Below are 23163 nucleotides of genomic sequence, written 5' to 3'. Positions count from 1 at the left end.
CCTATTTCGCCAAAATTTCATCTGCTACAGTCAGTGCCGTGACCACGGCTACCCCGGAACCGCAACCCAGTTCTAACGCATTAAAACCACCGATGACGTTCCCCACCGCATATAAATTCGTTAAAAATTGACCGCTCTTTTGTACTTGGCAATGCTCATTAATCACCACGCCAGCAGATTGATAAGGTTGCGGATTAGAGAAACGATTATCCGTCCAGGTGAAACGATCTTTTGCGTCAAAATCTTGTACGCCCGTGATGTCAGCATCAAATACCGGCTCGAAAATTCGATCAAATTCGGACATCAACCCTTTACTGAAAAAACTACCTGAAGCAAGTACAAAATTATCGGCAATGATTTCTTCCTTATTGTGCAAGCGTGTCATAATGCAACGCACACGATCACCGTCAAAATGGGCTTTCACGGCACTGTCACCATTCATCATTAAGCCCCCAAGAGATTCAAATCGGCGGCGTAATTGAATACGTTGGCGCATTCCCAGTAATGATGGTGGCAAAGTCGGTAATTCAAATAAAGCGAGTTTTGTGGCTTTGCGAAGTGCGGCCATAAATTCTTGATTTTCTAGCCCAAAGCACGCCGGCAAAAATACGGCTTCCGTACCTTTCGCCGAGTCCACAATTTCTTTCATCAAATCATCAAAAGCCAATTTATGTTCTAAAAGCTGTGCGATATTCACACTGCGGAACTCTCGGGCATTTTGGCGAAGTTCGTCCAACTGGGGAATATTCAAGAAACCGCTGGTTATCTCACAATGAGCGAATTGTGCGTTAAGCACTAAATTTGCCGCTAATAGTTGCGGTTGGAAATCGTGATAACCTTCAATCCCCAACACCGCAATGCGTTTGTGTGGGAAAGGCTCGTTCCCTTCTACCGTCGGAACACTATTCGGGGAAAGCCATGTGCCACGTAAACTCCCTAGTCCGGTAACACGCCAGTGATTTTTTTCACTCTCCCCCACTAAATGAAGGTTGAGGGATTGAGCTAAGCTTTCAAACGCTTGAGCCTTACTCATCACTTGTTCTTCGCCCAATAAACTGTAAGGATGAGTCGGTAATGCGGTGCGAAGTGCGGTCAAATTTTCTTTTAAATTTTCCACCGCACTTCCGTCTGGCAGACGGCTTAATAAATCAAAAGAACCGGAAGCAAAATCCATGGCGGCTTGTCCGTTATTGATAATCACACAATGTTTACCACGCTGTTGAAGGGCGATGCCGCAAGTTAATCCTGCCAAGCCTCCGCCAATAATTGCTACATCAAAATTCATTGCTATCCGTCCCCTGTTGTGCTTTTTCCTCAAGCGGTTTCACATCATTCAACCCCAATACGCTGCCATACATCCAAGCAGTAAAATCCGCTTCACGAATTGCCTCGCCCCAAGCGATAGGTTGAATACCACGCCAACGTTCTTCCATAAACGCATTGAGCTGCGTAGTGGATTGACGAGGGCTGGCAACCTCAAAACGATTCATCAAACCGGCTGCACGGCAAGCACAAAGTTCCGCTTGGCAAGTCCCCATGCCTACACGGGTGCGGCGGCGTAAATCTACCAAGTTATTCACGTCAAGTTCATCAATGGCATAACGTACTTCACCTGCCGTCACCGCTTCACATTCGCACACCATGGAACGATCCAAACGGTCTGTTTGCAGCAATCGGCTTGCCCTTGCACCATGACGATATACAGCGGAATAACGAATAGTGCTTGGCAATGAAATCACTTTCTGATTGGTTTCTTGGCGGCTTTCTATCGAGCCCGGTAAAGGGCGTTCTGCGGTGACACAAGGTGTATTTTTGTTCAGTTTTTTGCATACCAAATCCGTTGCCCACTCCGCCATTAAACGATAGGTCATCAATTTACCACCGGTGATGGTAATAAAACCGTCTAAACCGTCACGTTCCGCATGATCCAACAAAACAATACCACGGCTGACGTTTCGACCGGACGGATCGTCATCGGTCGCCACCAATGGACGCACCCCTGCATAGGCACGCAGCACACGGGTGTGCCGTAGGCTTGGTGCGAGTTTTTCCCCTTCACGGAAAAGAATGTCCACTTCTTCGGGGGTAACTTCCATATTGTCGATTTGATCATAAGGAATACGGCTGGATGTTGTGCCAATCACACAAATGGTATCACCCGGCACGAGAATATCAGCGTCAGCAGGTTTACGGCAGCGGTTAATCACCATTTTATTAATGCGATGCCCCATCACTAATAATGCCCCTTTCGCAGGGAACATTTTTATTTTGAGATCGGCATATTCCGCAATGCCTTGTCCCCAGATTCCACTGGCATTTACCACCACAGGTGCAAAAAATTGGCGTTTAATTTTATTTTTATGATCATAAACATCCACACCAATGACTTTCCCACCTTCCCGAATGAGATTTTTCACTTCACAATAGGTAAATACTTTGGCACCGTTTTCCGCGGCATCCATCATATTAGAGGCAGTTAAACGAAAAGGGTCAATGGAGCCGTCCGGCACCACCACTGCGCCCACTAAATTTGGATTAACGGAAGGTTCCATAATTTTGGCGAGCTCGGGATCGATGGCAACCGCCTCAATACCGGATTTTGTACAGCTTTCAATGAAGGTTTTTTGATAGTCGAGGGAATCTTCAGGCAGAGTGATAAATAACCCTTCCGTTTCATCTACGCAATGACGAGCGATTTTGCGCAAAATACGGTTTTCTTTAATACATTCTTCCGCCGATTCCTGATCGTTCACCGCATAACGTGCTCCACTATGCAAAAGCCCGTGATTACGTCCTGTTGCCCCTGTGGCAATATCACGGCGTTCTAATAAAATGCAATTAATACCACGTAATGCACAGTCACGTGCAATGCCTGCACCTGTGGCTCCGCCACCAATGATAATCACATCTGTTGATAAGGAAGAAAACTCTCCAACATCTCGATATAAATTAGGCGATAATCCCATGTTTACCCCCAAAGCCCACAAAAAACTATAGAAAATACAAAACTAAATGGATTGTAGAGAATAATGCCTAAATAAACAACATTTTGAGCGAAAAAGAAAATAAATATGTGAGATAGATCACAATTATTTTCTCATTCGCTCATGTTAAATAAATTTTTTGTGAACTGGTTCACATTTTTTAGTTATCAAACTTTCTTATTTTTTATTTTTCATTATTATGCACGCAGCCCTTTCCTCTTTATTTGGAAGGGAAAACCATAATTATAAATGTTGGAGAAAATTATGTTTGGACCATTTAAACCCGCACCGCATATTGCGGAACTTCCGGCGGAAAAAATTGATTCTACTTACAAACGCTTACGCTGGCAGGTATTTGCAGGGATCTTCTTTGGTTATGCTGCTTACTATTTTGTGCGTGCAAACTTTGACTTGGCTCAAAAAGGTTTAATTGAAGCCGGTATGTATAACAAAGCTGAGTTGGGACTTGTCGGCACGGCTGCCGGTTTAGCCTACGGTTTGTCAAAATTCTTTATGGCAATGCTTTCGGATCGTTCTAACCCGAAAGTCTTTTTACCCTTCGGTTTATTGCTATCCGGTTTATGTATGACCATGATGGGTTTATTCCCGTGGGCAACCTCCGGTATCGTGATCATGTGGATTATGATCTTTTTAAACGGTTGGTTCCAAGGAATGGGCTGGCCGCCATGCGGACGTACTATGGTTCACTGGTGGTCTAAATCCGAACGCGGAACTATCGTTTCCATTTGGAATACCGCACATAACCTTGGCGGTATGGTACCGGGTGCAATGGTACTTCTAGCCGGTGCAATTTATTTCAGCACACATGGTGTTGAAGCAACGGCAAAAGATGTATGGCAACAAGCGCTTTACTATCCGGGTATTGCCGCAATGATCATCGCCATTCCAATTTATCTTGTGATGAAAGATACCCCACAATCTTGCGGCTTACCGCCAGTTGAAAAATGGCGTAATGACTATCCAGACGACTATAACGAAAAAACTTACGAGCATGAGCTTTCTACCAAAGAAATCTTTATGACTTATGTGTTGAAAAACAAACTATTATGGTACATCGCTATTGCTAACGTGTTCGTTTACTTAATCCGCTACGGTGTGTTGAAATGGTCGCCGGTTTACTTAGGTGAAGTCAAACACTTCAACATTAAAGGCACAGCATGGGCATACACCATTTATGAATTGGCGGCAATTCCGGGTACATTATTATGCGGTTGGGTATCGGATAAGGTCTTCAAAGGCAAACGCGGATTAACCGGTTTCATCTTTATGATATTAACCACTATTGCCGTTATCGCTTTATGGAAAAACCCGGCTACGCCTGAAGCAGAGATCGCCAGCTACAATACATGGTATCAAAACCCATATCAATTAACCGACTTCATTTTAATGACAACCATCGGCTTCTTAATTTATGGTCCGGTGATGTTAATCGGTTTACACGCCCTTGAGCTCGCACCGAAAAAAGCCGCAGGTACGGCAGCCGGTTTCACCGGATTATTCGGTTATTTAGGCGGTACGGTATCTGCCTCTGCCGTAGTCGGTTGGGCGGCTGAATACTACGGCTGGGATGGCGGTTTCTACGTGATGATTGCCGGCGGTATCTTAGCGGTGTTATTACTTCTCAATGTAATGATTGAAGAAGGCAAACACAAAGCAAAATTAGGTGATACCTACGGCACGAAATAATTCGTGTAAAAAAGGCGACAAGCAAATGCTAAAGTCGCCTTTTTTATTTAATAAATCTTTAACATCAGTAGATTATATTAATTCAATGTTATTCATTCACGAAAACAGTCTTAAAATTAACCGCACTTCTTCAAGGAGAAATAGTTATGAAACTTAAAACATTAGTCTTTTCTTTACTGGCCACTAGCGTATTAGCCGCTTGTAGCAGCCAAACTTCAATGATGGTAAATAATATGAAATCAGAAAAAATCATTATCGCTCACCGTGGTGCAAGCGGCTACTTACCGGAGCATACGCTGGAATCCAAAGCCCTTGCCTTCGGTCAACAAGCGGATTATTTAGAACAAGATTTAGCCATGACAAAAGATGGTCGTCTTATTGTCATTCATGACCACTTTTTAGACGGTTTAACCGATGTGGCAAAAAAATTCCCGAACCGTCATCGTAAAGACGGTCGTTATTATGTGATTGACTTCACCTTAAAAGAAATTCAAAGTTTGAATATGACGGAAAACTTTGAAACCAAAGATGGTAAGCAAGTTGCCGTTTATCCGAACCGTTTCCCACTTTGGAAATCCCATTTCAAAATCCATACCTTTGAAGATGAAATTGAATTTATTCAAGGTTTAGAAAAATCTACTGGTAAAAAAGTGGGTATTTACCCTGAAATTAAAGCGCCTTGGTTCCACCACCAAAACGGTAAAGATATTGCCGCCGAAACACTCAAGGTATTGAAAAAATATGGTTATGACAAAAAAACCGATAGAGTTTATTTACAAACCTTTGATTTCAACGAGTTAAAACGCATCAAAACCGAATTACTGCCTAAAATGGGAATGGATTTGAAATTAGTTCAATTAGTGGCATACACCGACTGGCACGAAACTGAGGAAAAAAATGCGCAAGGCAAATGGGTGAACTATGATTATGATTGGATGTTCAAACCGGGCGCAATGGCGGAAGTAGTGAAATATGCGGATGGCGTGGGGCCGGGTTGGTATATGTTAGTTGATAAAGAAAAATCAAAAGTCGGTAATATTCAATACACGCCATTAGTGAAAGAGTTAGCACAATATAATGTGGAGTTACATCCTTATACCGTGCGTAAAGATGCCCTACCAGAATTTTTTACCGATGTGAATCAAATGTATGATGCCTTGCTGAATAAAGCCGGTGCGACAGGTGTGTTTACGGATTTCCCTGATACCGGCGTTGAATTTTTGAAAGGTAAACAATAATTTTTCTGCACAAAAGAACGAACCCAATCTTTTATAGATTGGGTTCTTTTTATATGTTTAAAAAGTGCGGTTGTTTTACAACCTGTTTTTCGACTTAGCTACATCACCACTGCATAAACAGCCGCTGCCAATAATGACCCGATGATCGGTCCTACAATCGGTACCCAACAATATGCCCAATCTGCTTTAGTATTTAATTGACGACCCAAAAAAATCCCTAAGGCTAAACGTGGACCAAAGTCCCGTGCCGGATTAATGGCATAGCCGGTTGTTCCCCCTAAACTCAAACCAATTGCCCAAACAAGAATAGCCACCGGTAGCGCCCCAATAGAACCTAAACCAATAGGCGTCGCTTCTGTTGTCCCCGGCAAGGTAATATCAGCCCCAACGATGTAGAAAATCACAAAGATCAAGACAAATGTGCCGATAATTTCACTCACAAGGTTGCTTGGATAATGACGAATTGCAGGTTCCGTACAGAAACAAGCACGTTTTAAACCTTCATTTTCTGTGGCGAGAAAATGACTACGATACATCACATAAACCAACAATGCGCCCACCATACCACCAAAAACTTGAGCGATGACATAACCTGGTACTAGGCTCCAGTCGAACGCACCTTTTGCAGCAAGCCCTAACGTAACGGCAGGATTCAAATGTGCCCCACTATAAGGTCCAACAACGACAACTGCCACATATACCGCAAACGCCCATGCAGTCGTAATCACAATCCAACCTGAACTTTGTCCTTTCGTTTTATCAAGACAAACATTGGCAACCACGCCATTCCCTAAGAGAATCATAAGTGCGGTGCCGAAAAATTCAGCAAAATAAATGTTCATAAGAGAATCTCCATACAATGATTGAAGAAGGCATTCCTAAAAAGAAACGCAGGTAGGCAATTGTGTTCGTTATTCGATCAAATGTAAGAAACTCAATGTGAGCGCGCTCATTATCTGATAAAAGCCCTACATATCAAGTAGGTATTTGAACTAAATTTTAGAAATGAGAACTTGATCACATAATTTATCGTAAAAGAAAAAATTTTTGTGATCACCGTCATAAAATAACAAAATGGGTATTTAAATTTAATAAAAATTCAATTAGGTTACGAGCGCAATTTGTTCGTTTTAGCTCAAACTACTCGTTTATCATTAAAGAACGTATTCCAAGGAGTTCACCATGTCCGACAAAAAATATATTATCGCTCTAGATCAGGGTACAACTAGCTCTCGAGCCGTACTATTGGATCATAACGCCAACATTGTTGAAATTGCCCAACGCGAATTTACTCAAATTTACCCACGTGCAGGTTGGGTAGAACATAATCCAATGGAAATTTGGGCGACGCAAAGCTCCACTCTCAATGAAGTCGTTGCCAAAGCAGGCATCACTTCTGATGAAATCGCTGCGATTGGTATCACTAACCAACGTGAAACCACGATTGTGTGGGAAAAAGCGACTGGCGTACCCGTTTATAACGCTATTGTTTGGCAATGTCGCCGTACAGCGGATATTACCGATAAACTCAAAGCAGACGGTCACGAGGATTATATTCGTCATACCACAGGATTGGTGGTGGATCCTTATTTTTCCGGAACAAAAGTAAAATGGATTTTGGACAACGTGGAAGGGACGCGCGAAAAAGCAGAGCGTGGCGAATTATTATTTGGTACAGTGGATACTTGGCTTGTGTGGAAACTGACTCAAGGTCGTGTTCACGTCACCGATTACACCAATGCCTCACGCACCATGTTATTTAATATTCACACCAAACAATGGGATGACAAGATGCTTGAAATCTTGAATATTCCACGTTCCATGTTGCCGGAAGTGCGTAATTCTTCTGAAATTTACGGTCAAACCAACATTGGCGGTAAAGGCGGTGTACGTATTCCGGTAGCAGGTATTGCCGGTGACCAACAAGCTGCACTTTATGGTCATTTATGCGTACATGCCGGACAAGCCAAAAACACTTACGGCACAGGTTGTTTTATGCTGCTCCACACCGGTGATAAAGCCATCACCTCAAAAAACGGTTTGCTCACCACCATCGCCTGTAATGCGAAAGGCGAACCGGAATATGCCTTGGAAGGTTCTGTATTTATTGCCGGTGCTTCTATTCAATGGCTACGGGATGAACTCAAAATTGTTCACGATAGTTTTGATTCCGAATACTTTGCCCAAAAAGTATCGGACAGCAACGGTGTTTACGTTGTGCCAGCCTTCACCGGTTTAGGCGCACCTTATTGGGATCCTTATGCTCGTGGAGCGATTTTTGGACTATCCCGTGGTGCAAACCGTAATCATATTGTACGTGCAACCCTTGAATCTATCGCCTATCAAACCCGTGACGTATTGGAAGCCATGCAATCCGATTCAGGCGAACGCCTACAATATCTCCGTGTCGATGGCGGTGCAACGAACAATAATTTCTTAATGCAATTCCAAGCAGATATTTTGGATGTGAATGTAGAACGTCCTGTGGTGAAAGAGGTCACTGCATTAGGTGCAGCCTATCTGGCAGGTCTTGCCACCGGTTTTTGGAAAGACTTGGACGAACTTCGTGATAAAGCACGGGTAGAGCGTACTTTCACACCGGATAACGACAATGAAAAACGCGAACGTCGCTACAAAGGCTGGAAAAAAGCGGTAAAACGCTCATTAGAATGGGCGAAGGAAGATGCGGAGTAAACCATAAAGTCTGATATAGTATAAAAAATCGATCTGCACTCCAAAGGTTGAACTAAATTTCAACCTACTGGGGTGCAGTTTTTATAGGCGTGAATCTCAATCTTCTCGACTTATTTGAATTTTTTCTAAAAAACGTTTAGAAAGTATTTTCTCCTAAATAACTATTAGCACTAATGTAATTATAAATTCTATTTTGCTTATTTCATTATCTAGAATTGACCAACAAATTATTTTCCATTTTTCAATAATGAGATAATTTCTTTTAACGACTCAATTTCATTTTGTTTCTGTATCAATAATTCATCTTTATTTTTTATTATCTCATCTTTAAATAAAATAAGATCATCCTTATTTTGAATAGTTAATTTCAACTTTTCTAGTTCAATATAATTTAGTTCACTACTTCCATAATAAGTCACGTTATTATTATCCGCAGAATCATTCAGCATAAAATAAACACCCTTATTTGCCGTCTGCATAAATTCTAGAGCATCCATATTAAAGATATTAGCAATCTGTTCTAATTTTTCCAAACTAAGTTTGGTCTCACCTCGTTCAATACGGGCATAGCCGTTAAGCGACATATTCATTTTTTCCGCCATCTCTTCCTGTGACCATTTACGAATTTCCCGCATTGTTCTAATTTTTTCTTTTAAATCCATCACACACCTCATTTTGGTAATTTTGCACAGTAAAAAGAGAATTTTACACCGTTTTCATGACTGGTTCATTCACGGCGAAAAAGTAAAATAAATTGTAGGTTTTATCTATTTTTTATGCAAGCTGACATTTTCATTTGTAGGATTTTAACATGTCTGATTTTCTTTCTTCTTTCCATTTTAACTTGGGAAAATTCGGTTTCCCGTTGGAAACGGTGGTTATTTTCTTTGCTGTGATTGCACTATCCGTTTATTTAGATCTTTTTGCACATCGTAACAGCAAAGAGATTAGTGTCAAAGATGCCTCTCTCTGGTCTTTGTTTTGGATTACACTAGCACTCGTATTTTACGGCTATCTTTGGGGACGTTTCGATAAAGAATGGGCGGATTTATACCTTGCCGGCTATGTGTTGGAGAAGAGCTTATCAGTTGATAACCTAATGGTCTTTATGGCAATTTTTGCCTCCTTTGGTATCACAGGCAAATTGCAACACCGTATTCTTTATTGGGGCATTATTGGAGCATTAATTTTCCGAGCGGTATTTGTCGTGATTGGTGCAGGCTTATTTGCTGCAAGCCCTTATGTTGGTTTCCTTTTTGCTGCTTTTGTAATTTGGAGTGCAGTCAAAATGCTCAAATCAGGTGATAATGATAATGAAGAAATTGAGGATTATTCAAATCATTGGAGTGTGCGTTGGACGGGAAAACTGATCCCAACTTATACCAAATTATTTGGTGAACGCTTTATCGTTAAACACTTAGAATTGAACGCACAACAGGTAACATCAATTACCCGTCAAGGCATACGTTATGCCACTCCAGCCTTTCTATGCCTAATGGCGATTGAAACATCCGATGTAGCTTTCGCTTTCGATTCTGTTCCTGCAGTTATTGCAGTTACACAAGAACCACTATTAGTTTATGCAGCCATGATTTTCGCTATTCTCGGTTTGCGTAGCTTATATTTTATTCTTGCCGCTCTAACCAAATATTTAGTTCATCTCGAAAAAGCCATTATTGCCCTTTTATTCTTTATTGGAATCAAAATGGGAATTCAATCTTGGAATCACGCAATCGGTGATACTGGTATTCATATTTCACCAAATACTAGTTTGTTTATTGTATTGGGTGTATTAGCTTTAGGGGTGATTGCGTCCTTTATATTTCCGGACAAGTCAGAAAATTAAATACACTTAAGGATAGTAAATACATGAGCAAGGAAAAATTAATATCAATAACGTTGTTATCTTTATTCTCTATTTCTCTCAAAGCACAACAATATGTTATGCCACCAATGTCAAGTACCAGTGGCCATGTTCCAGTAATTAGCGATCAATTAATGGAACAATGTGTAGAAATTTACAATAAAGCAGAATGGCTAGCAAAGGAATTAAACAATACTTATCCAAATCAGTATTCCAGTTATGAAGTGGATGCATATAACAGCAAAGCCAATCAAGTGAACCAATGGACAAACTGGTTTAATCAAAATTGTGCGGGTAAGCAATCCTATTCTGCGTGCCAAGCTGCACAAGAATTAAATCGTAAAGCGGGTAATCCTACCCAAAACTGTAGTTAAATTTATTTCATAAACCATAGGAGAAACAAAAATGTCAGTATCTTTATCAAAAGGCGGTAACGTTAGTTTAAGTAAATCCGCTCCAGGCTTAACAAAATTAATCATTGGTTTAGGCTGGGACGCTCGTTCAACAGATGGTGCAGAATTTGACCTTGACGGAAGTGCTTTCTTACTCACATCTAATGGAAAAGTGCGGTCAGATTCCGATTTTATTTTCTATAATAATCTAGTTGCTTCGGACGGAAGTATTGAACACACTGGCGATAACCGCACCGGTGAAGGTGATGGGGACGATGAAAGTTTAATTGTACATTTGAATAAATTACCAGCTACCATTGATAAAATTGCGGTAACCGTCACAATTCATGATGCAGAAAGCCGTAAACAAAGTTTTGGACAAGTTTCTAATGCATTTATTCGCTGTGTAAATGGTGATAATAATCAAGAAATTGCCCGTTTTGATTTAACCGAAGATGCTTCAACAGAAACAGCGATGATTTTCGGTGAAATTTATCGTCATAACGGCGAATGGAAATTCCGTGCGGTTGGTCAAGGTTTTGCCGGCGGATTAGCTGCTCTTGCAAGAAATTACGGTATCAGCATCTAAATCAGAAAAAATAGGTAAGTGATTACCTATTTTTCTTTGTGGAGAAAAAAAATGGCAATAGATGTAACGAAAAAACCGAAAATTTCACTGAGCAAAGTGGTGTTAGAAAAATCTGGAGATTCTCACCGAGTCAATCTTTCAAAGAATAATGAACAAATTACGATTAATTTAAATTGGACGCAAAAGAAAAATGCAGGGCTGTTCGCTAATTTGTTTAATAAAAATCAGGATATTGATTTAGACTTGGGGTGCTACTATGAATTGAATAATGGTGAGGCATCTGTCATTGACGGATTGCAATTTTCCCATAATCGGGGCGGTGCGAAAAATCAGAGAACCCGTCAAGGTTGCTATACTCAAGCACCTTGGATTTGGCATTGTGGAGATGATAGAGGCTCGGGCAGCCAATCCGGTGAAAATATTTTAGTCAATCCCAATGGGGCAGAGGCTATCCGCCGTATCATTGTGTACTGTTTTATTTATGACGGTATCGCAAAATGGGGAGAATCTGATGCTGTTGTTACAGTGAAAGTGCCTGGACAGCCGGATATTGTGGTGGAAATGGGCAGACAAACCGATCCGAGAACATTTTGTGCAATTGCATCCATTGAATTTAATGGAAGACAGATGTCGGTGCGTAAAGAAATTACCTTTCATAATGATCACAAAGGATGCGATAGATATTATGGTTGGGGCTTTAATTGGGGTGCTGGTTCAAAATAAAACATTTTCTTGAGAATAGAAAAGCCACTTTTATAATCTGCACCTCAAAAAACCAAACTAAACGCTCCCTGGAATTGGCGAAAGAAGATGCGAATTAAGGGGGAAATAATCCTTAAAGAGTGTAAAAGCAAAAGTGCGGTCAAATTTCACCGCACTTTTTTATTCTTAAAGTCCTAATTTTTTCGTCATGGATTTTGCCAAATTATCCAACATAGCATAGCGTTTCCGATACATAGAACGTTTTTTACTTGGCACATCATCAAGATTTCTATTCTCTTCCAAAGGTAAAACCCAATAATCTTTTCGTTGTCCGCCTGATTCTGAAAAAATGGCATCATAATTCACGGTATAGCTTTTCGATTGAATAAAGCGAGATTTATTTTGATATTTTTGAGGAATGCCAAGTAATGTTTTAAAACCTAAAATCTTAGTGAGGGCTTTCATCGTTTCTACCATCAAGTAAGCCGGACGTAAACTATGGCAAGATTTAGTCAGGTGTTTCACCATTTCTTTTGAGCCTTCAAAATTCGGCCCTTGTACAACAGCAATAAGCAAGGCATTTTCAAGTTTGGCGAAGGTGAGCAAATACACCAATTCATTTTGAGGTTTGTGCCACAGTTCGAGCACCCAATACCCCTCCATCGGTTGATGTGTCGTCATTTAATGTAATTTCAAAGTCGGGGATAACCTCACCAAAACTTAATGGTTGTTCCCATAATGCTTTAGAAAGTGCGGTTAGTTTTTCAGATAAAAACAGAAGGTTATCACACATACATTGAAAGCGTTTAGATGCGCTAAAGCGTTTATCTAAAAAACGAGACACCAATGGATAGGCATAATTTACACGCTCATTCAATATCGGAATAAGGGCAGGATGCCGGTTAATAAAGCCCTCAAATCGTTTGATCCAATACCAATGCAAAAGGCTGCGTAAATTATAACGAAAACGTTTTAAATAATCAGAACGACCGGGACGGTCGGGATGAATAACATTCGCTTTTACCCAAGTATATTGCTGCTTTGTCGCCATTTTTATTGTTATGTGAATAGATTCCTAAGCAAAACTATTTTACACAATTTCAGCAAAATTACGATCTATGGTATGCTTTACGCCACAATATCAAAGGAAAAATTATGTCTGAAATTAAACTGAATTATCACAAAACCCACTTTCTTACGAGCGCGCCCAATATTCGTGCGATTCCGGAAGATAGCGGTATTGAAATCGCCTTTGCCGGTCGATCAAATGCGGGAAAATCTACCGCACTCAATGCGTTAACAAATCAAAAAAACCTGGCTCGCACCTCTAAAACCCCGGGGCGAACTCAGCTTATCAACTTATTTGAAGTCGAACCGAATTGTAAACTTGTGGATTTACCGGGCTACGGTTATGCCGCCGTACCGGAGCAAATGAAAATTCAGTGGCAAAAATCCTTAGGAGAATATTTGCAAAAACGGGAATGTCTGGCAGGTTTAGTCGTATTGATGGATATTCGTCACCCCCTAAAAGATCTCGATCAACAAATGATTGAATGGGCAGTGTCGGCAAATTTGCCGGTTTTACTCCTGCTCACTAAAGCAGATAAATTGAGCCAAAGCGCAAGGAGCAAACAAGTAAAAATGGTGCGGGAAGCAATCCTTCCTTTCCAAGGCGATATACAAGTAGAAGCCTTTTCAGCACAAAATAAAATTGGTATTGATAAACTTGCAACAAAATTAGATAGTTGGTTCTCTCCGGTTTTCGCTGAATAAAATCTAAATTTTGCGAGTAAGATCGCAAAAAAAGCCAGTGATGAGTGATTTCACCACTGGCTTTTTTTATAGTACGAAAACTTTTTAAATTTTAACCGCACTTTTAGGATTCCTATGTCCCTAGCCATCGTTTATAGCCGAGCCTCTATGGGCGTGCAAGCCCCACTTGTTACCATTGAAGTCCATTTGAGCAACGGGAAACCAGGATTTACGCTCGTAGGATTACCTGAGAAAACAGTCAAAGAAGCGCAAGATCGCGTACGTAGTGCATTAATGAACGCACAATTTAAATATCCGGCAAAACGTATTACCGTAAACCTTGCACCGGCAGATTTACCCAAAGAAGGAGGACGGTTTGATTTACCTATTGCTATCGGAATTCTCGCTGCGTCCGATCAATTAGATGTCGGTCGTTTAAAACAATTTGAATTTTTAGGTGAGCTTGCACTTACTGGGCATTTACGAGGTGTTCATGGAGTCATTCCGGCTATTCTTTCTGCACAAAAATCCAAACGAGAACTTATCATTGCCAAGCAAAATGCCAATGAAGCCTCATTAGGCTCAGAACAAAACACCTACTTCGCTCAAACCCTACTTGATGTTGTGCAGTTTCTTAATAATCAGGAAAAATTGCCGACTGCCACGGAATTAACGAGAGAAAGAGCGGTGAGTGTTCAGTATAAAAATCACTTAGACTTAACAGATATTATTGGACAACAACATGCTAAACGGGCACTCACTATTGCCGCTGCAGGACAACACAATTTACTTTTTCTTGGCCCTCCGGGAACGGGGAAAACTATGCTGGCAAGCCGTCTAACAGCACTATTACCGGAAATGAGTGATCAAGAAGCCATTGAAACCGCTTCTGTGACAAGCCTCGTACAAAATGAACTCAATTTACATAATTGGAAACAACGCCCATTTCGAGCCCCACATCACAGTGCCTCACTACCCGCATTAGTGGGAGGAGGGACGATCCCTAAACCGGGAGAGATTTCCTTAGCACATAATGGCGTACTTTTTTTAGATGAACTACCTGAATTTGAACGGAAAGTCCTTGATGCTTTACGCCAACCCTTGGAAAGTGGCGAAATTGTCATCTCACGAGCCAATGCTAAAATTCAATTTCCTGCACGTTTTCAATTGGTCGCCGCAATGAACCCAAGCCCTACAGGCCATTACACCAGCACGCATAATCGCACATCACCGCAACAAATTATACGCTACTTAAACCGATTATCCGGCCCATTTTTAGATCGGTTTGACTTATCCATTGAAGTGCCACTATTACCACAAGGGAGTTTACAACATTCAGGCGATCGAGGTGAAACCAGTGCACAAGTGCGGGAAAAAGTATTAAAAGTACGAGAAATTCAATTAGCTCGAGCCGGTAAAATCAACGCCTATTTAACCGGTAAAGAAATTGAACGTGATTGTAGATTGAGCGAAAAAGACGCATTATTTCTTGAAAATGCATTGAATAAACTCGGACTTTCAGTGCGAGCCTATCATCGTATTCTCAAAGTCTCCCGCACCATTGCCGATCTGAATGAAGAAAAACACATTTCCCAGCTTCATTTAGCCGAAGCGTTAGGATATCGGGCAATGGATAGGTTATTACAAAAATTAGCAAATATGTGATAAACAACTCTTTCCAATGTAGCAACAAATAAAACGTCCATCTCCCTTAAAGTCAATCTTCCGAAGAATAAATCCCACGGAAGATAAACATACTATTTTTTCCAGTTCTTCAAGGCATCCGCAAAGGCATTGCCTATTGCACTATTATTTGGGCGTGAGCTTCGATCTTGACGTGATATATTCGCCTTTGGTTTAGCCGATAAAGTGCGGTCAGATTTATCGGTATTTTTTACCGCACTTTCATCTAATCGCATGGTCAGTGCAATGCGTTTACGAGGAATATCCACCTCTAACACTTTGACTTTCACGATATCACCGGTTTTCACCACTTGATGTGGATCTTCCACAAATTTATCACTGAGTGATGAAATATGTACCAGCCCGTCTTGATGTACGCCGATATCGACGAATGCGCCAAAATTGGTGACATTCGTAATTGTGCCTTCTAAAATCATACCGACTTTTAAATCGGTGATGTCTTCCACACCTTCAATAAAGGTGGCGGTTTTAAATTCACCACGAGGATCACGTCCCGGTTTTTCCAATTCTTTGAAAATATCTTGTACCGTTGGTAACCCAAAACGTTCATCGGTAAATTGTGCGGCGTTAAGCTGACGCACCGTATGGCTTCCCATTAATTCTTGAATGGATTGTTGAGTCGCTTGTAAGATTTTTTCTACCAATGAATAAGCCTCCGGATGAACCCCTGACGCATCCAGCGGATTTTTTCCGTCTGCAATTCGCATAAAACCGGCACATTGTTCAAAGGCTTTTGGCCCCAAACGAGGCACTTTTTTTAGTTGCTCACGGCTGTCAAAACGACCGTTTTCATCACGGTAAGCTACGATGTTTTGTGCTAAGGTTTTTGTCATGCCTGCGACACGAGCGAGTAGAGGGGCGGAAGCCGTATTTAAATCAACGCCTACTGCATTCACACAATCCTCAACGACTGCATCCAATTTACGGGCTAATTGAGATTGATTGACATCATGTTGATATTGCCCCACGCCAATCGCCTTGGGTTCGATTTTCACTAGCTCTGCCAAAGGATCCTGTAATCGGCGGGCAATGGATACCGCCCCACGCAAGGAAACATCTAAATTTGGAAATTCATTGGCGGCAAATTCGGAAGCGGAATAAACTGAAGCGCCCGCTTCGCTCACCACTACGGTTTGCGGTTTATTGTCTTTAATTTCTTTAATCACCTCCTTCGCAAAACGTTCCGTTTCACGAGAGGCTGTACCATTACCAATGGCAATAAGTTCCACATTATGCTTGCGAATGAGGCCAAATAAAGTCATTTGTGCTTCACTCTCACGACCGAATGTGTGAGGATAAATAGTGGTGGTGTCCAATAATTTCCCCGTATTATCCACCACGGCAACTTTCACACCGGTACGTAGTCCCGGATCAAGCCCCATGGTATTTTTTGAGCCGGCAGGTGCTGCCATTAAAAGTGCGGTCAGATTTCGGGCGAAAACATCAATGGCCTCTTCCTCCGCTTTTTCACGCAAGGCACTCATTAATTCCGTCTCTAAATGCAGAGAGACTTTAATTTTCCACGTCCAAGCAATGACTTGTTCACGCCATTTATCCGCCGGCAGACCGCTGAAACGCACGCCCAAGTGTTCTCGAATAATGTCTTCACAATAACTGTGGCGTGTTCCTTCTTCTGCATCGGGATCTGCATTTAAGGTAAGCTGTAAAATGCCTTCATTACGCCCTCTGAACATCGCCAAAGCACGGTGTGAAGGCACATTTTTCAATAATTCCTGATGGTCAAAATAATCTTGGAATTTTGTCCCTTCTTGTTCTTTTCCTTCTGCTACTTTCGATTCAATTTGTGCATTTTGCTGCAAATATTGACGTACTTTTGCCAATAATTGTGCATCTTCGGCAAAACGTTCCATTAAAATATAGCGTGCCCCATCTAACGCAGCTTTCGTGTCAGCGACACCTTTTTCGGTATCAACGAAAGAAAGTGCGGTCGTTTCCGGCTCATTTTTTGGCTCGTTCCAAAGTAACTCGGCAAGAGGCTCAAGCCCTGCCTCAATAGCAATTTGCCCCTTTGTACGACGTTTAGGTTTATAAGGTAAATAGAGGTCTTCAAGTTCAGTTTTGCTTTGTGTCGCTTCAATTTGTGCGCGCAATTCATCGGTGAGTTTGCCTTGTTCATCAATAGATTTCAAAATACTTTGACGGCGTTCTTCAAGCTCACGTAAATAGCCTAAACGGGTTTCAAAATGGCGTAGTTGAGTATCATCTAAACCACCGGTAGCCTCTTTACGATAACGTGCAATAAATGGAATGGTGTTGCCGTCATCGACAAGTTGAATGGCAGAGAGAATTTGATTAGGTGCAACATTAAGCTCTGTTGCGATGATTTGACTGATTTGTTGATTTAGCATCGGAATACGTCTTTGTTGAAAATAAAGTTAATGAAAATCGGGCATAGAATACTGGTTTTGATACCTTGGCTCAAATATAATTCAATAAATTTTCCGACCTTTATAAAATAAATGGCAAAATCAAACTACATCACACGCCAAGGCTGGAACGCTTTGGACAAAGAACTCAAATTTTTGTGGAAAGAGGAACGCCCCAAAGTCACTCAAGCGGTGTCTGATGCGGCAGCGTTAGGGGATCGCAGTGAAAATGCCGAGTATATTTATGGTAAACGCCGATTGCGGGAAATTGATCGCCGTGTGCGTTTTCTCACAAAGCGTTTAGAAGTTTTACAAATTGTGGATTACAACCCTAAACAGGAAGGAAAAGTCTTCTTTGGCGCATGGGTGGAACTGGAAGATGGCGATGGAGAAGTGAAACAATATCGTCTCGTGGGCTGTGACGAGTTTGATCCCGCAAAAAACTGGATTTCTATTGATTCCCCTGTAGCACGTGCTTTAATTGGTAAAAACATTGATGATGAGGTGAATGTGGAAACACCTTCAGGGCGTATAACATACTACGTTAACCGAATTTGGTATGAAACTACCTAAAACTTTATAGATTGAAGATTATCAATATTGAAAATAACATGCCTCAAATTCTAAAAAGGTTTCATTTCTTATATAGAAGATTTTCAAAAATATAGAAATAAAAATCCGCACATAATATGTGCGGATTTTGGTTTAATAATCACTTTGTGCTTCATTAGTGCAGCCAATAATTGAAACACTTGCACTGGCACCAATACGTGTTGCACCGGCTTCAATCATGGCTAATGCCGTTTTCGTATCACGTACTCCACCCGAGGCTTTTACACCAATATTACCCACGATTTTTTTCATTAATGCGACATCTTCAACGGTAGCGCCGCCTTTGCTGAATCCAGTAGAAGTTTTGACGAACGCCACACCTAATTCCCGGCAAATTTCACAGGCTTTAATGATTTCTTCTTTAGATAATAAACAAGTTTCTAAAATTACTTTCAGTGGCACGCCGTTACAGGCGTTTAACACGGCTTGAATGTCATCTTTTACTGCTTGCCATTTATTGGATTTAATCCAGCCCACATTGATGACCATATCAATTTCATTTGCACCGGCTTTGATGGCTTCTTGCGTTTCAAAGGCTTTCACTGATGTTAAATTAGCGCCAAGCGGAAAACCGACAACGGTACAAATTTTCACATCAGATTCGGCTAATTTCTCTTTTGCTAAGGTGATATAACCCGAATTGATACAAACAGAGTAAAAACCGTATTTCACCGCTTCATCACAGAGCATTAAAATATCCTGCTCATTTTTATCAGCGGTAAGCGCGGTATGATCAATATATTTTGCAAGGGTTTTGTTGTCCATTTTGGTTCTCCTTTATACAGTAAAAATTTGCCTGGCTATGATAGCAAAATATTGTGAAATTTGACCGCACTTTTATGATAAATTATCGCCATTCTTTTTTATTGAACATTTTATGAAATTAGCAAAATTACTCAAAAATAGCATTTCCCTTGTGCTTACGTTCATTATCGTCAGTAGTATTTTGGATTTTATCCGTAAGCCTGAGATTCCACCGGAAATTAATACCACAGCCTTATATGATTTGCAGGGTAATGCCTTCTTTCTCCCACAAATTGCTCAAGATAAGCCTACATTGATTTATTTTTGGGGAACTTGGTGCGGTTATTGTCGATATACCTCCCCGGCAATTAATGATTTGGCAAAAGAAGGTTATCCGGTGATTTCTATTGCCTTACGTTCAGGGAATGCAAGTGAGGTGAAAGCGTATTTAAGAGAACACAATTATATTTTCACCACAGTCAATGATCCTCAAGGGGAGATCGCACAAAAATGGCAAGCCAATGTTACGCCAACGATCATTATTTTGAATAAAGGAAAAATGGATCTTGCCACCACAGGATGGACAAGTTACTGGGGGTTAAAAGTGCGGTTGTTTTTCACTGAGTTTTTAGGTTAAAAGATGGTTGCTTTTACCTTCACCTGAAAATCAATTACAATGGCAACAATTTTATACGATGATAAAGGACAGTATTATGATTATTGTAACCGGTGGCGCTGGTATGATTGGCAGCAACATTGTCAAAGCATTAAATGAAATAGGACGTAAAGATATTTTAGTCGTCGATAACTTAAAAGATGGAACTAAATTTATTAATTTGGTGGATTTAGATATTGCCGATTATTGTGACAAAGAAGATTTTATCGCGTCCATTATTGCGGGTGATGATTTTGGCGATATTGAGGCCGTATTCCACGAAGGGGCGTGTTCAGCTACCACAGAATGGGATGGCAAGTATTTAATGCAAAACAATTATGAATATTCTAAAGAATTGTTGCATTATTGCTTAGATCGCCAAATTCCCTTTTTCTATGCTTCAAGTGCGGCAACTTATGGGGGACGTACCGATAATTTTATTGAAAAACGGGAATTTGAAAGTCCGCTCAACGCCTATGGCTACTCAAAATTTTTATTTGATGAATATGTGAGAAAAATTTTACCCACGGCAGAATCGCCGGTTTGCGGGTTCAAATATTTCAATGTTTATGGCCCGAGAGAACAACACAAAGGCTCGATGGCAAGTGTGGCATTCCATTTAAATAATCAAATGTTGAAAGGGGAAAATCCAAAATTATTTGCCGGATCAGAAACTTTCTTACGTGATTTCGTTTATGTGGAAGATGTGGCGAAAGTCAATATTTGGGCGTGGCAAAATCGGATTTCCGGTATTTACAATCTTGGCACGGGCAATGCGGAATCCTTCCAATCTGTGGCAGAAGCGGTGATTAAATTCCACGGTAAAGGACAAATTGAAACAATCCCATTCCCCGACCATCTCAAATCCCGCTACCAAACCTTTACTCAAGCGGATTTAACTGCATTACGTGCAGCAGGTTATAAAGATGAATTTAAATCTGTCGCCGAAGGGACAGCGGCCTATATGGCATGGCTCAATAAAAAGTAATCGCTCATTGGATTGAGTTTATCTGCGACATTTAAAAAGCAAAGTGCGGTCAAAAATTCATTTGTTTTTTACCGCACTTTTTATAAGGTGAAAAATGAATATTCTCGTTATTGGTCCTTCCTGGGTTGGCGACATGATGATGTCGCACAGTTTATATCAACAACTCAAAATTCAGTATCCTCATTGCAACATTGATGTCATGGCGCCGAATTGGTGTAAACCTTTACTTGCCCGTATGCCTGAAGTACGCAATGCCATTGAAATGCCTTTAGGACATGGCACTTTTGCTCTTGGTGAGCGTTATCGTCTGGGAAAAGCATTGCGTGGGAGATATGAAATGGCGATTGTGTTGCCGAATTCATTGAAATCCGCACTGATTCCGCTCTTTGCGAAAATTGCTGTACGACGTGGTTGGAAGGGCGAAAGTCGCTATTTTTTATTGAATGATTTACGCAACAACAAGCGGGATTATCCGATGATGGTACAGCGCTATGTTGCTCTCGCATTTGAAAAAAATAATGTTCCCGAAGCGGCAAATATTCCTGTATTAACCCCTTATTTAATCGTAAATGAAAAGCAACAGACAGAAATCTTAAAAACATTTGAAAAACAGACCGCACTTTTAGACGAACGCCCGATTATCGGTTTTTGTCCGGGAGCGGAATTTGGGCCGGCAAAACGTTGGCCTCATTATCACTATGCTGAACTGGCGGGAATGCTCATTGAGCAAGGCTACGCAGTCGAAATCTTCGGTTCGCCAAAAGATATTGAGGCGGGTGAGCAAATCCGTCATACCTTGCCTCAAGAGCAGCAACGCTTTTGTGTGAATTTAGCGGGGCAAACGAATCTAAATCAAGCGGTCGATCTTATCGCAAATTGTACGGCAGTGGTGAGCAACGATAGCGGTTTAATGCACATTGCTGCCGCAACCAATCGCCCGTTAGTTGCCCTTTACGGCCCGACCAGCCCGACTTACACGCCACCTCTTTCCGATAAAGCGGTGATTATTCGATTAATTGAGGGGGATTTAATTAAAGTGCGTAAAAGCAAAGATAGTGCCGAGGGGTATCATCAAAGTTTGATTGATATTACCCCTCAAATGGTGATGGAAAAATTAAACACATTATTAGCAAAATCATGAAAATTTGCTTAATTAAAACCTCCTCTATGGGCGATGTTATCCACACATTGCCCGCATTAACCGATGCCCAACAAATGATCCCAAATTTAGCCGTGGATTGGGTAGTAGAAGAAAATTTTGCTGAAATTCCCCAATGGCATTCGGCGGTGAATTGCGTGATCCCTATTGCCCTCCGTCGTTGGCGGAAGTCCCCTTTTGCCTCACAAACAAAAAATGAGTGGAAAACTTACCGCACTTTACTCCAAAAAGAGCATTATGATGCCGTGATTGATGCGCAAGGATTATTTAAAAGTGCGTTTTTTGCTACCCGTCTCGCAAAGGGCACAACGCATGGCTATGATCGTCATAGTATCCGAGAACCGATAGCCTCTCTTTTTTATGATAAAAAATACGCCATTTCCTATCAGCAACACGCTGTTGAGCGCATTCGCCAGTTGTTTTCACTTAGCCTTAATTATGAATTGCCGTATTCACAAGGTGATTATGGTATCGTACAACACTTTACCGTTACCTCCATTGAGCCTTATGTGATTTTTTTTCATTCCACTACCCGAGATGATAAACATTGGCTTGAATCGGAATGGGAAAATTTAATTGAAAAAATGACCGCACTTTCCGTACAAATTCGTTTACCTTGGGGGAATGAAAAAGAAAAAGAACGGGCGGAACGCTTAGCAAAAAATTATCCGCATGTTCAAGTACTGCCAAAGCTAACGCTCACCGAGTTGGCAAAGCAAATTGCGAATGCAACTGCCGTGGTCTCTGTGGATACAGGATTAGCACATTTAACGGCGGCGTTGGATAAACCCAATATCACTCTTTATGGTGCAACAGATCCCAAATTAATCGGTTGTTATGGAAATAATCAGCATTATTTATCGGCAGGTTCGATGGATAGAATTTCTGCGACTCAGGTTTTTGAATATCTGAATACATTGATCAGATGAAATTAAATGGACTCATGTTTTTTCGCTATATCATAGATGAAAAATTGCTTGATCCCTTCTTAG

General features: G+C 41.1%; 20 protein-coding genes and 1 pseudogene. 14 read left to right on the top strand and 7 right to left on the bottom strand.

Annotated elements, in window-relative coordinates:
* Position 1 precedes the first annotated feature (1 nt).
* Complete coding sequence (glpB, locus tag E4T92_RS09280; protein WP_135094390.1) at positions 2-1285, bottom strand: glycerol-3-phosphate dehydrogenase subunit GlpB; 1284 nt, start codon at positions 1283-1285, stop codon at positions 2-4.
* Entirely contained in the window at positions 1275-2966 is a 1692-nt protein-coding gene (glpA, locus tag E4T92_RS09275; RefSeq protein WP_135094389.1) for an anaerobic glycerol-3-phosphate dehydrogenase subunit A, read from the bottom strand. Before glpA ends, glpB begins: the two co-directional genes overlap by 11 nt.
* Before the next feature lie 282 nt (positions 2967-3248).
* On the opposite strand from glpA, the gene glpT reads away from it, so the two are divergent.
* Together glpT and glpQ are read left to right on the top strand one after the other, a co-directional pair.
* Complete coding sequence (gene glpT / locus E4T92_RS09270; protein ID WP_135094388.1) at positions 3249-4691, top strand: glycerol-3-phosphate transporter; 1443 nt, start codon at positions 3249-3251, stop codon at positions 4689-4691.
* A gap of 146 nt (positions 4692-4837) precedes the next feature.
* On the top strand, positions 4838-5929 hold the full coding sequence (glpQ, locus tag E4T92_RS09265) for a glycerophosphodiester phosphodiesterase (RefSeq protein WP_135094387.1): 1092 nt from the start codon (positions 4838-4840) through the stop codon (positions 5927-5929).
* A gap of 98 nt (positions 5930-6027) precedes the next feature.
* Here the strand turns inward: glpQ and E4T92_RS09260 are convergent, their stop codons facing one another.
* Complete coding sequence (locus tag E4T92_RS09260) at positions 6028-6771, bottom strand: MIP/aquaporin family protein (protein ID WP_135094386.1); 744 nt, start codon at positions 6769-6771, stop codon at positions 6028-6030.
* A 340-nt stretch (positions 6772-7111) separates the two neighbouring features.
* Between E4T92_RS09260 and glpK the strand changes: the two genes are divergently transcribed.
* Positions 7112-8623, top strand: coding sequence for a glycerol kinase GlpK (gene glpK, locus E4T92_RS09255; RefSeq protein ID WP_135094385.1), 1512 nt, complete (start codon positions 7112-7114; stop codon positions 8621-8623).
* Positions 8624-8850: 227 nt separating this feature from the next.
* Here glpK and E4T92_RS09250 read toward each other — a convergent pair whose 3' ends face one another.
* On the bottom strand, positions 8851-9285 hold the full coding sequence (locus tag E4T92_RS09250) for a helix-turn-helix transcriptional regulator (RefSeq protein ID WP_167754050.1): 435 nt from the start codon (positions 9283-9285) through the stop codon (positions 8851-8853).
* Between the two features lie 182 nt (positions 9286-9467).
* Here E4T92_RS09250 and E4T92_RS09245 point away from each other — a divergent pair, with 182 nt between their 5' ends.
* The 4 genes from E4T92_RS09245 to E4T92_RS09230 are packed head-to-tail and all read left to right on the top strand — an operon-like array spanning position 9468 to position 12191.
* Positions 9468-10469 carry a TerC family protein gene (locus E4T92_RS09245; RefSeq protein ID WP_135094406.1) on the top strand — a complete coding sequence of 334 codons (1002 nt, stop codon included), beginning with the start codon at positions 9468-9470 and terminating at the stop codon, positions 10467-10469.
* Between the two features lie 23 nt (positions 10470-10492).
* A complete protein-coding gene (locus tag E4T92_RS09240) occupies positions 10493-10861 on the top strand; it encodes a stress protein, tellurium resistance protein TerZ (protein WP_135094384.1) in 369 nt (122 codons plus the stop codon).
* Positions 10862-10892: 31 nt separating this feature from the next.
* Entirely contained in the window at positions 10893-11468 is a 576-nt protein-coding gene (locus E4T92_RS09235) for a TerD family protein (protein ID WP_077493458.1), read from the top strand.
* A gap of 51 nt (positions 11469-11519) precedes the next feature.
* Positions 11520-12191, top strand: coding sequence for a stress protein (locus tag E4T92_RS09230; RefSeq protein ID WP_135094383.1), 672 nt, complete (start codon positions 11520-11522; stop codon positions 12189-12191).
* A 165-nt stretch (positions 12192-12356) separates the two neighbouring features.
* On the opposite strand, the pseudogene E4T92_RS09225 reads toward E4T92_RS09230, so the two are convergent.
* Positions 12357-13221 (bottom strand): annotated as a pseudogene (locus E4T92_RS09225) (DUF535 family protein).
* A gap of 104 nt (positions 13222-13325) precedes the next feature.
* Here E4T92_RS09225 and yihA point away from each other — a divergent pair.
* Together yihA and E4T92_RS09215 are read left to right on the top strand one after the other, a co-directional pair.
* On the top strand, positions 13326-13943 hold the full coding sequence (yihA, locus tag E4T92_RS09220; RefSeq protein ID WP_077544529.1) for a ribosome biogenesis GTP-binding protein YihA/YsxC: 618 nt from the start codon (positions 13326-13328) through the stop codon (positions 13941-13943).
* Positions 13944-14057: 114 nt separating this feature from the next.
* Complete coding sequence (locus tag E4T92_RS09215) at positions 14058-15587, top strand: YifB family Mg chelatase-like AAA ATPase (RefSeq protein ID WP_135094382.1); 1530 nt, start codon at positions 14058-14060, stop codon at positions 15585-15587.
* Between the two features lie 92 nt (positions 15588-15679).
* On the opposite strand, the gene E4T92_RS09210 is transcribed toward E4T92_RS09215, so the two are convergent.
* Positions 15680-17995, bottom strand: coding sequence for a Tex family protein (locus E4T92_RS09210; protein ID WP_135094381.1), 2316 nt, complete (start codon positions 17993-17995; stop codon positions 15680-15682).
* Between the two features lie 111 nt (positions 17996-18106).
* Between E4T92_RS09210 and greB the strand changes: the two genes are divergently transcribed.
* Complete coding sequence (gene greB / locus E4T92_RS09205; protein ID WP_135094380.1) at positions 18107-18586, top strand: transcription elongation factor GreB; 480 nt, start codon at positions 18107-18109, stop codon at positions 18584-18586.
* Between the two features lie 132 nt (positions 18587-18718).
* On the opposite strand, the gene deoC is transcribed toward greB, so the two are convergent.
* Positions 18719-19390, bottom strand: coding sequence for a deoxyribose-phosphate aldolase (deoC, locus tag E4T92_RS09200; RefSeq protein ID WP_135094379.1), 672 nt, complete (start codon positions 19388-19390; stop codon positions 18719-18721).
* A 112-nt stretch (positions 19391-19502) separates the two neighbouring features.
* Between deoC and E4T92_RS09195 the strand changes: the two genes are divergently transcribed.
* From E4T92_RS09195 to rfaC, 4 genes are all read left to right on the top strand, one after another.
* Positions 19503-20006: a protein disulfide oxidoreductase gene (locus tag E4T92_RS09195; protein WP_135094378.1), complete on the top strand. Its 504-nt coding sequence runs from the start codon at positions 19503-19505 to the stop codon at positions 20004-20006.
* A 76-nt stretch (positions 20007-20082) separates the two neighbouring features.
* The gene (gene rfaD / locus E4T92_RS09190) at positions 20083-21012 is read left to right on the top strand and encodes an ADP-glyceromanno-heptose 6-epimerase (protein WP_135094377.1); all 930 of its coding nucleotides are present in this window, start codon (positions 20083-20085) and stop codon (positions 21010-21012) included.
* Between the two features lie 94 nt (positions 21013-21106).
* Positions 21107-22153, top strand: coding sequence for a lipopolysaccharide heptosyltransferase II (gene waaF / locus E4T92_RS09185; RefSeq protein WP_135094376.1), 1047 nt, complete (start codon positions 21107-21109; stop codon positions 22151-22153).
* Complete coding sequence (gene rfaC / locus E4T92_RS09180; RefSeq protein ID WP_135094375.1) at positions 22150-23100, top strand: lipopolysaccharide heptosyltransferase RfaC; 951 nt, start codon at positions 22150-22152, stop codon at positions 23098-23100. The genes waaF and rfaC overlap by 4 nt, the downstream gene beginning before the upstream one ends.
* Positions 23101-23163 lie beyond the last annotated feature (63 nt).

The sequence above is a fragment of the Pasteurella sp. WM03 genome, from assembly GCF_004570945.1.
Taxonomy (GTDB): domain Bacteria; phylum Pseudomonadota; class Gammaproteobacteria; order Enterobacterales; family Pasteurellaceae; genus Rodentibacter.
The sequence above is the reverse complement of the archived record's forward strand: the minus strand, read 5'-3'. Positions and strand labels throughout refer to the sequence as shown.

Bases quoted from the DNA above. Each gene is read 5' to 3' on its own strand.
- glpB (WP_135094390.1), bottom strand. From the start codon at position 1,285: ATGAATTTTGATGTAGCAATTATTGGCGGAGGCTTGGCAGGATTAACT.
- glpA (WP_135094389.1), bottom strand. From the start codon at position 2,966: ATGGGATTATCGCCTAATTTATATCGAGATGTTGGAGAGTTTTCTTCC.
- glpT (WP_135094388.1), top strand. From the start codon at position 3,249: ATGTTTGGACCATTTAAACCCGCACCGCATATTGCGGAACTTCCGGCG.
- glpQ (WP_135094387.1), top strand. From the start codon at position 4,838: ATGAAACTTAAAACATTAGTCTTTTCTTTACTGGCCACTAGCGTATTA.
- E4T92_RS09260 (WP_135094386.1), bottom strand. From the start codon at position 6,771: ATGAACATTTATTTTGCTGAATTTTTCGGCACCGCACTTATGATTCTC.
- glpK (WP_135094385.1), top strand. From the start codon at position 7,112: ATGTCCGACAAAAAATATATTATCGCTCTAGATCAGGGTACAACTAGC.
- E4T92_RS09250 (WP_167754050.1), bottom strand. From the start codon at position 9,285: ATGGATTTAAAAGAAAAAATTAGAACAATGCGGGAAATTCGTAAATGG.
- E4T92_RS09240 (WP_135094384.1), top strand. From the start codon at position 10,493: ATGAGCAAGGAAAAATTAATATCAATAACGTTGTTATCTTTATTCTCT.
- E4T92_RS09235 (WP_077493458.1), top strand. From the start codon at position 10,893: ATGTCAGTATCTTTATCAAAAGGCGGTAACGTTAGTTTAAGTAAATCC.
- E4T92_RS09230 (WP_135094383.1), top strand. From the start codon at position 11,520: ATGGCAATAGATGTAACGAAAAAACCGAAAATTTCACTGAGCAAAGTG.
- yihA (WP_077544529.1), top strand. From the start codon at position 13,326: ATGTCTGAAATTAAACTGAATTATCACAAAACCCACTTTCTTACGAGC.
- E4T92_RS09215 (WP_135094382.1), top strand. From the start codon at position 14,058: ATGTCCCTAGCCATCGTTTATAGCCGAGCCTCTATGGGCGTGCAAGCC.
- E4T92_RS09210 (WP_135094381.1), bottom strand. From the start codon at position 17,995: ATGCTAAATCAACAAATCAGTCAAATCATCGCAACAGAGCTTAATGTT.
- greB (WP_135094380.1), top strand. From the start codon at position 18,107: ATGGCAAAATCAAACTACATCACACGCCAAGGCTGGAACGCTTTGGAC.
- deoC (WP_135094379.1), bottom strand. From the start codon at position 19,390: ATGGACAACAAAACCCTTGCAAAATATATTGATCATACCGCGCTTACC.
- E4T92_RS09195 (WP_135094378.1), top strand. From the start codon at position 19,503: ATGAAATTAGCAAAATTACTCAAAAATAGCATTTCCCTTGTGCTTACG.
- rfaD (WP_135094377.1), top strand. From the start codon at position 20,083: ATGATTATTGTAACCGGTGGCGCTGGTATGATTGGCAGCAACATTGTC.
- waaF (WP_135094376.1), top strand. From the start codon at position 21,107: ATGAATATTCTCGTTATTGGTCCTTCCTGGGTTGGCGACATGATGATG.
- rfaC (WP_135094375.1), top strand. From the start codon at position 22,150: ATGAAAATTTGCTTAATTAAAACCTCCTCTATGGGCGATGTTATCCAC.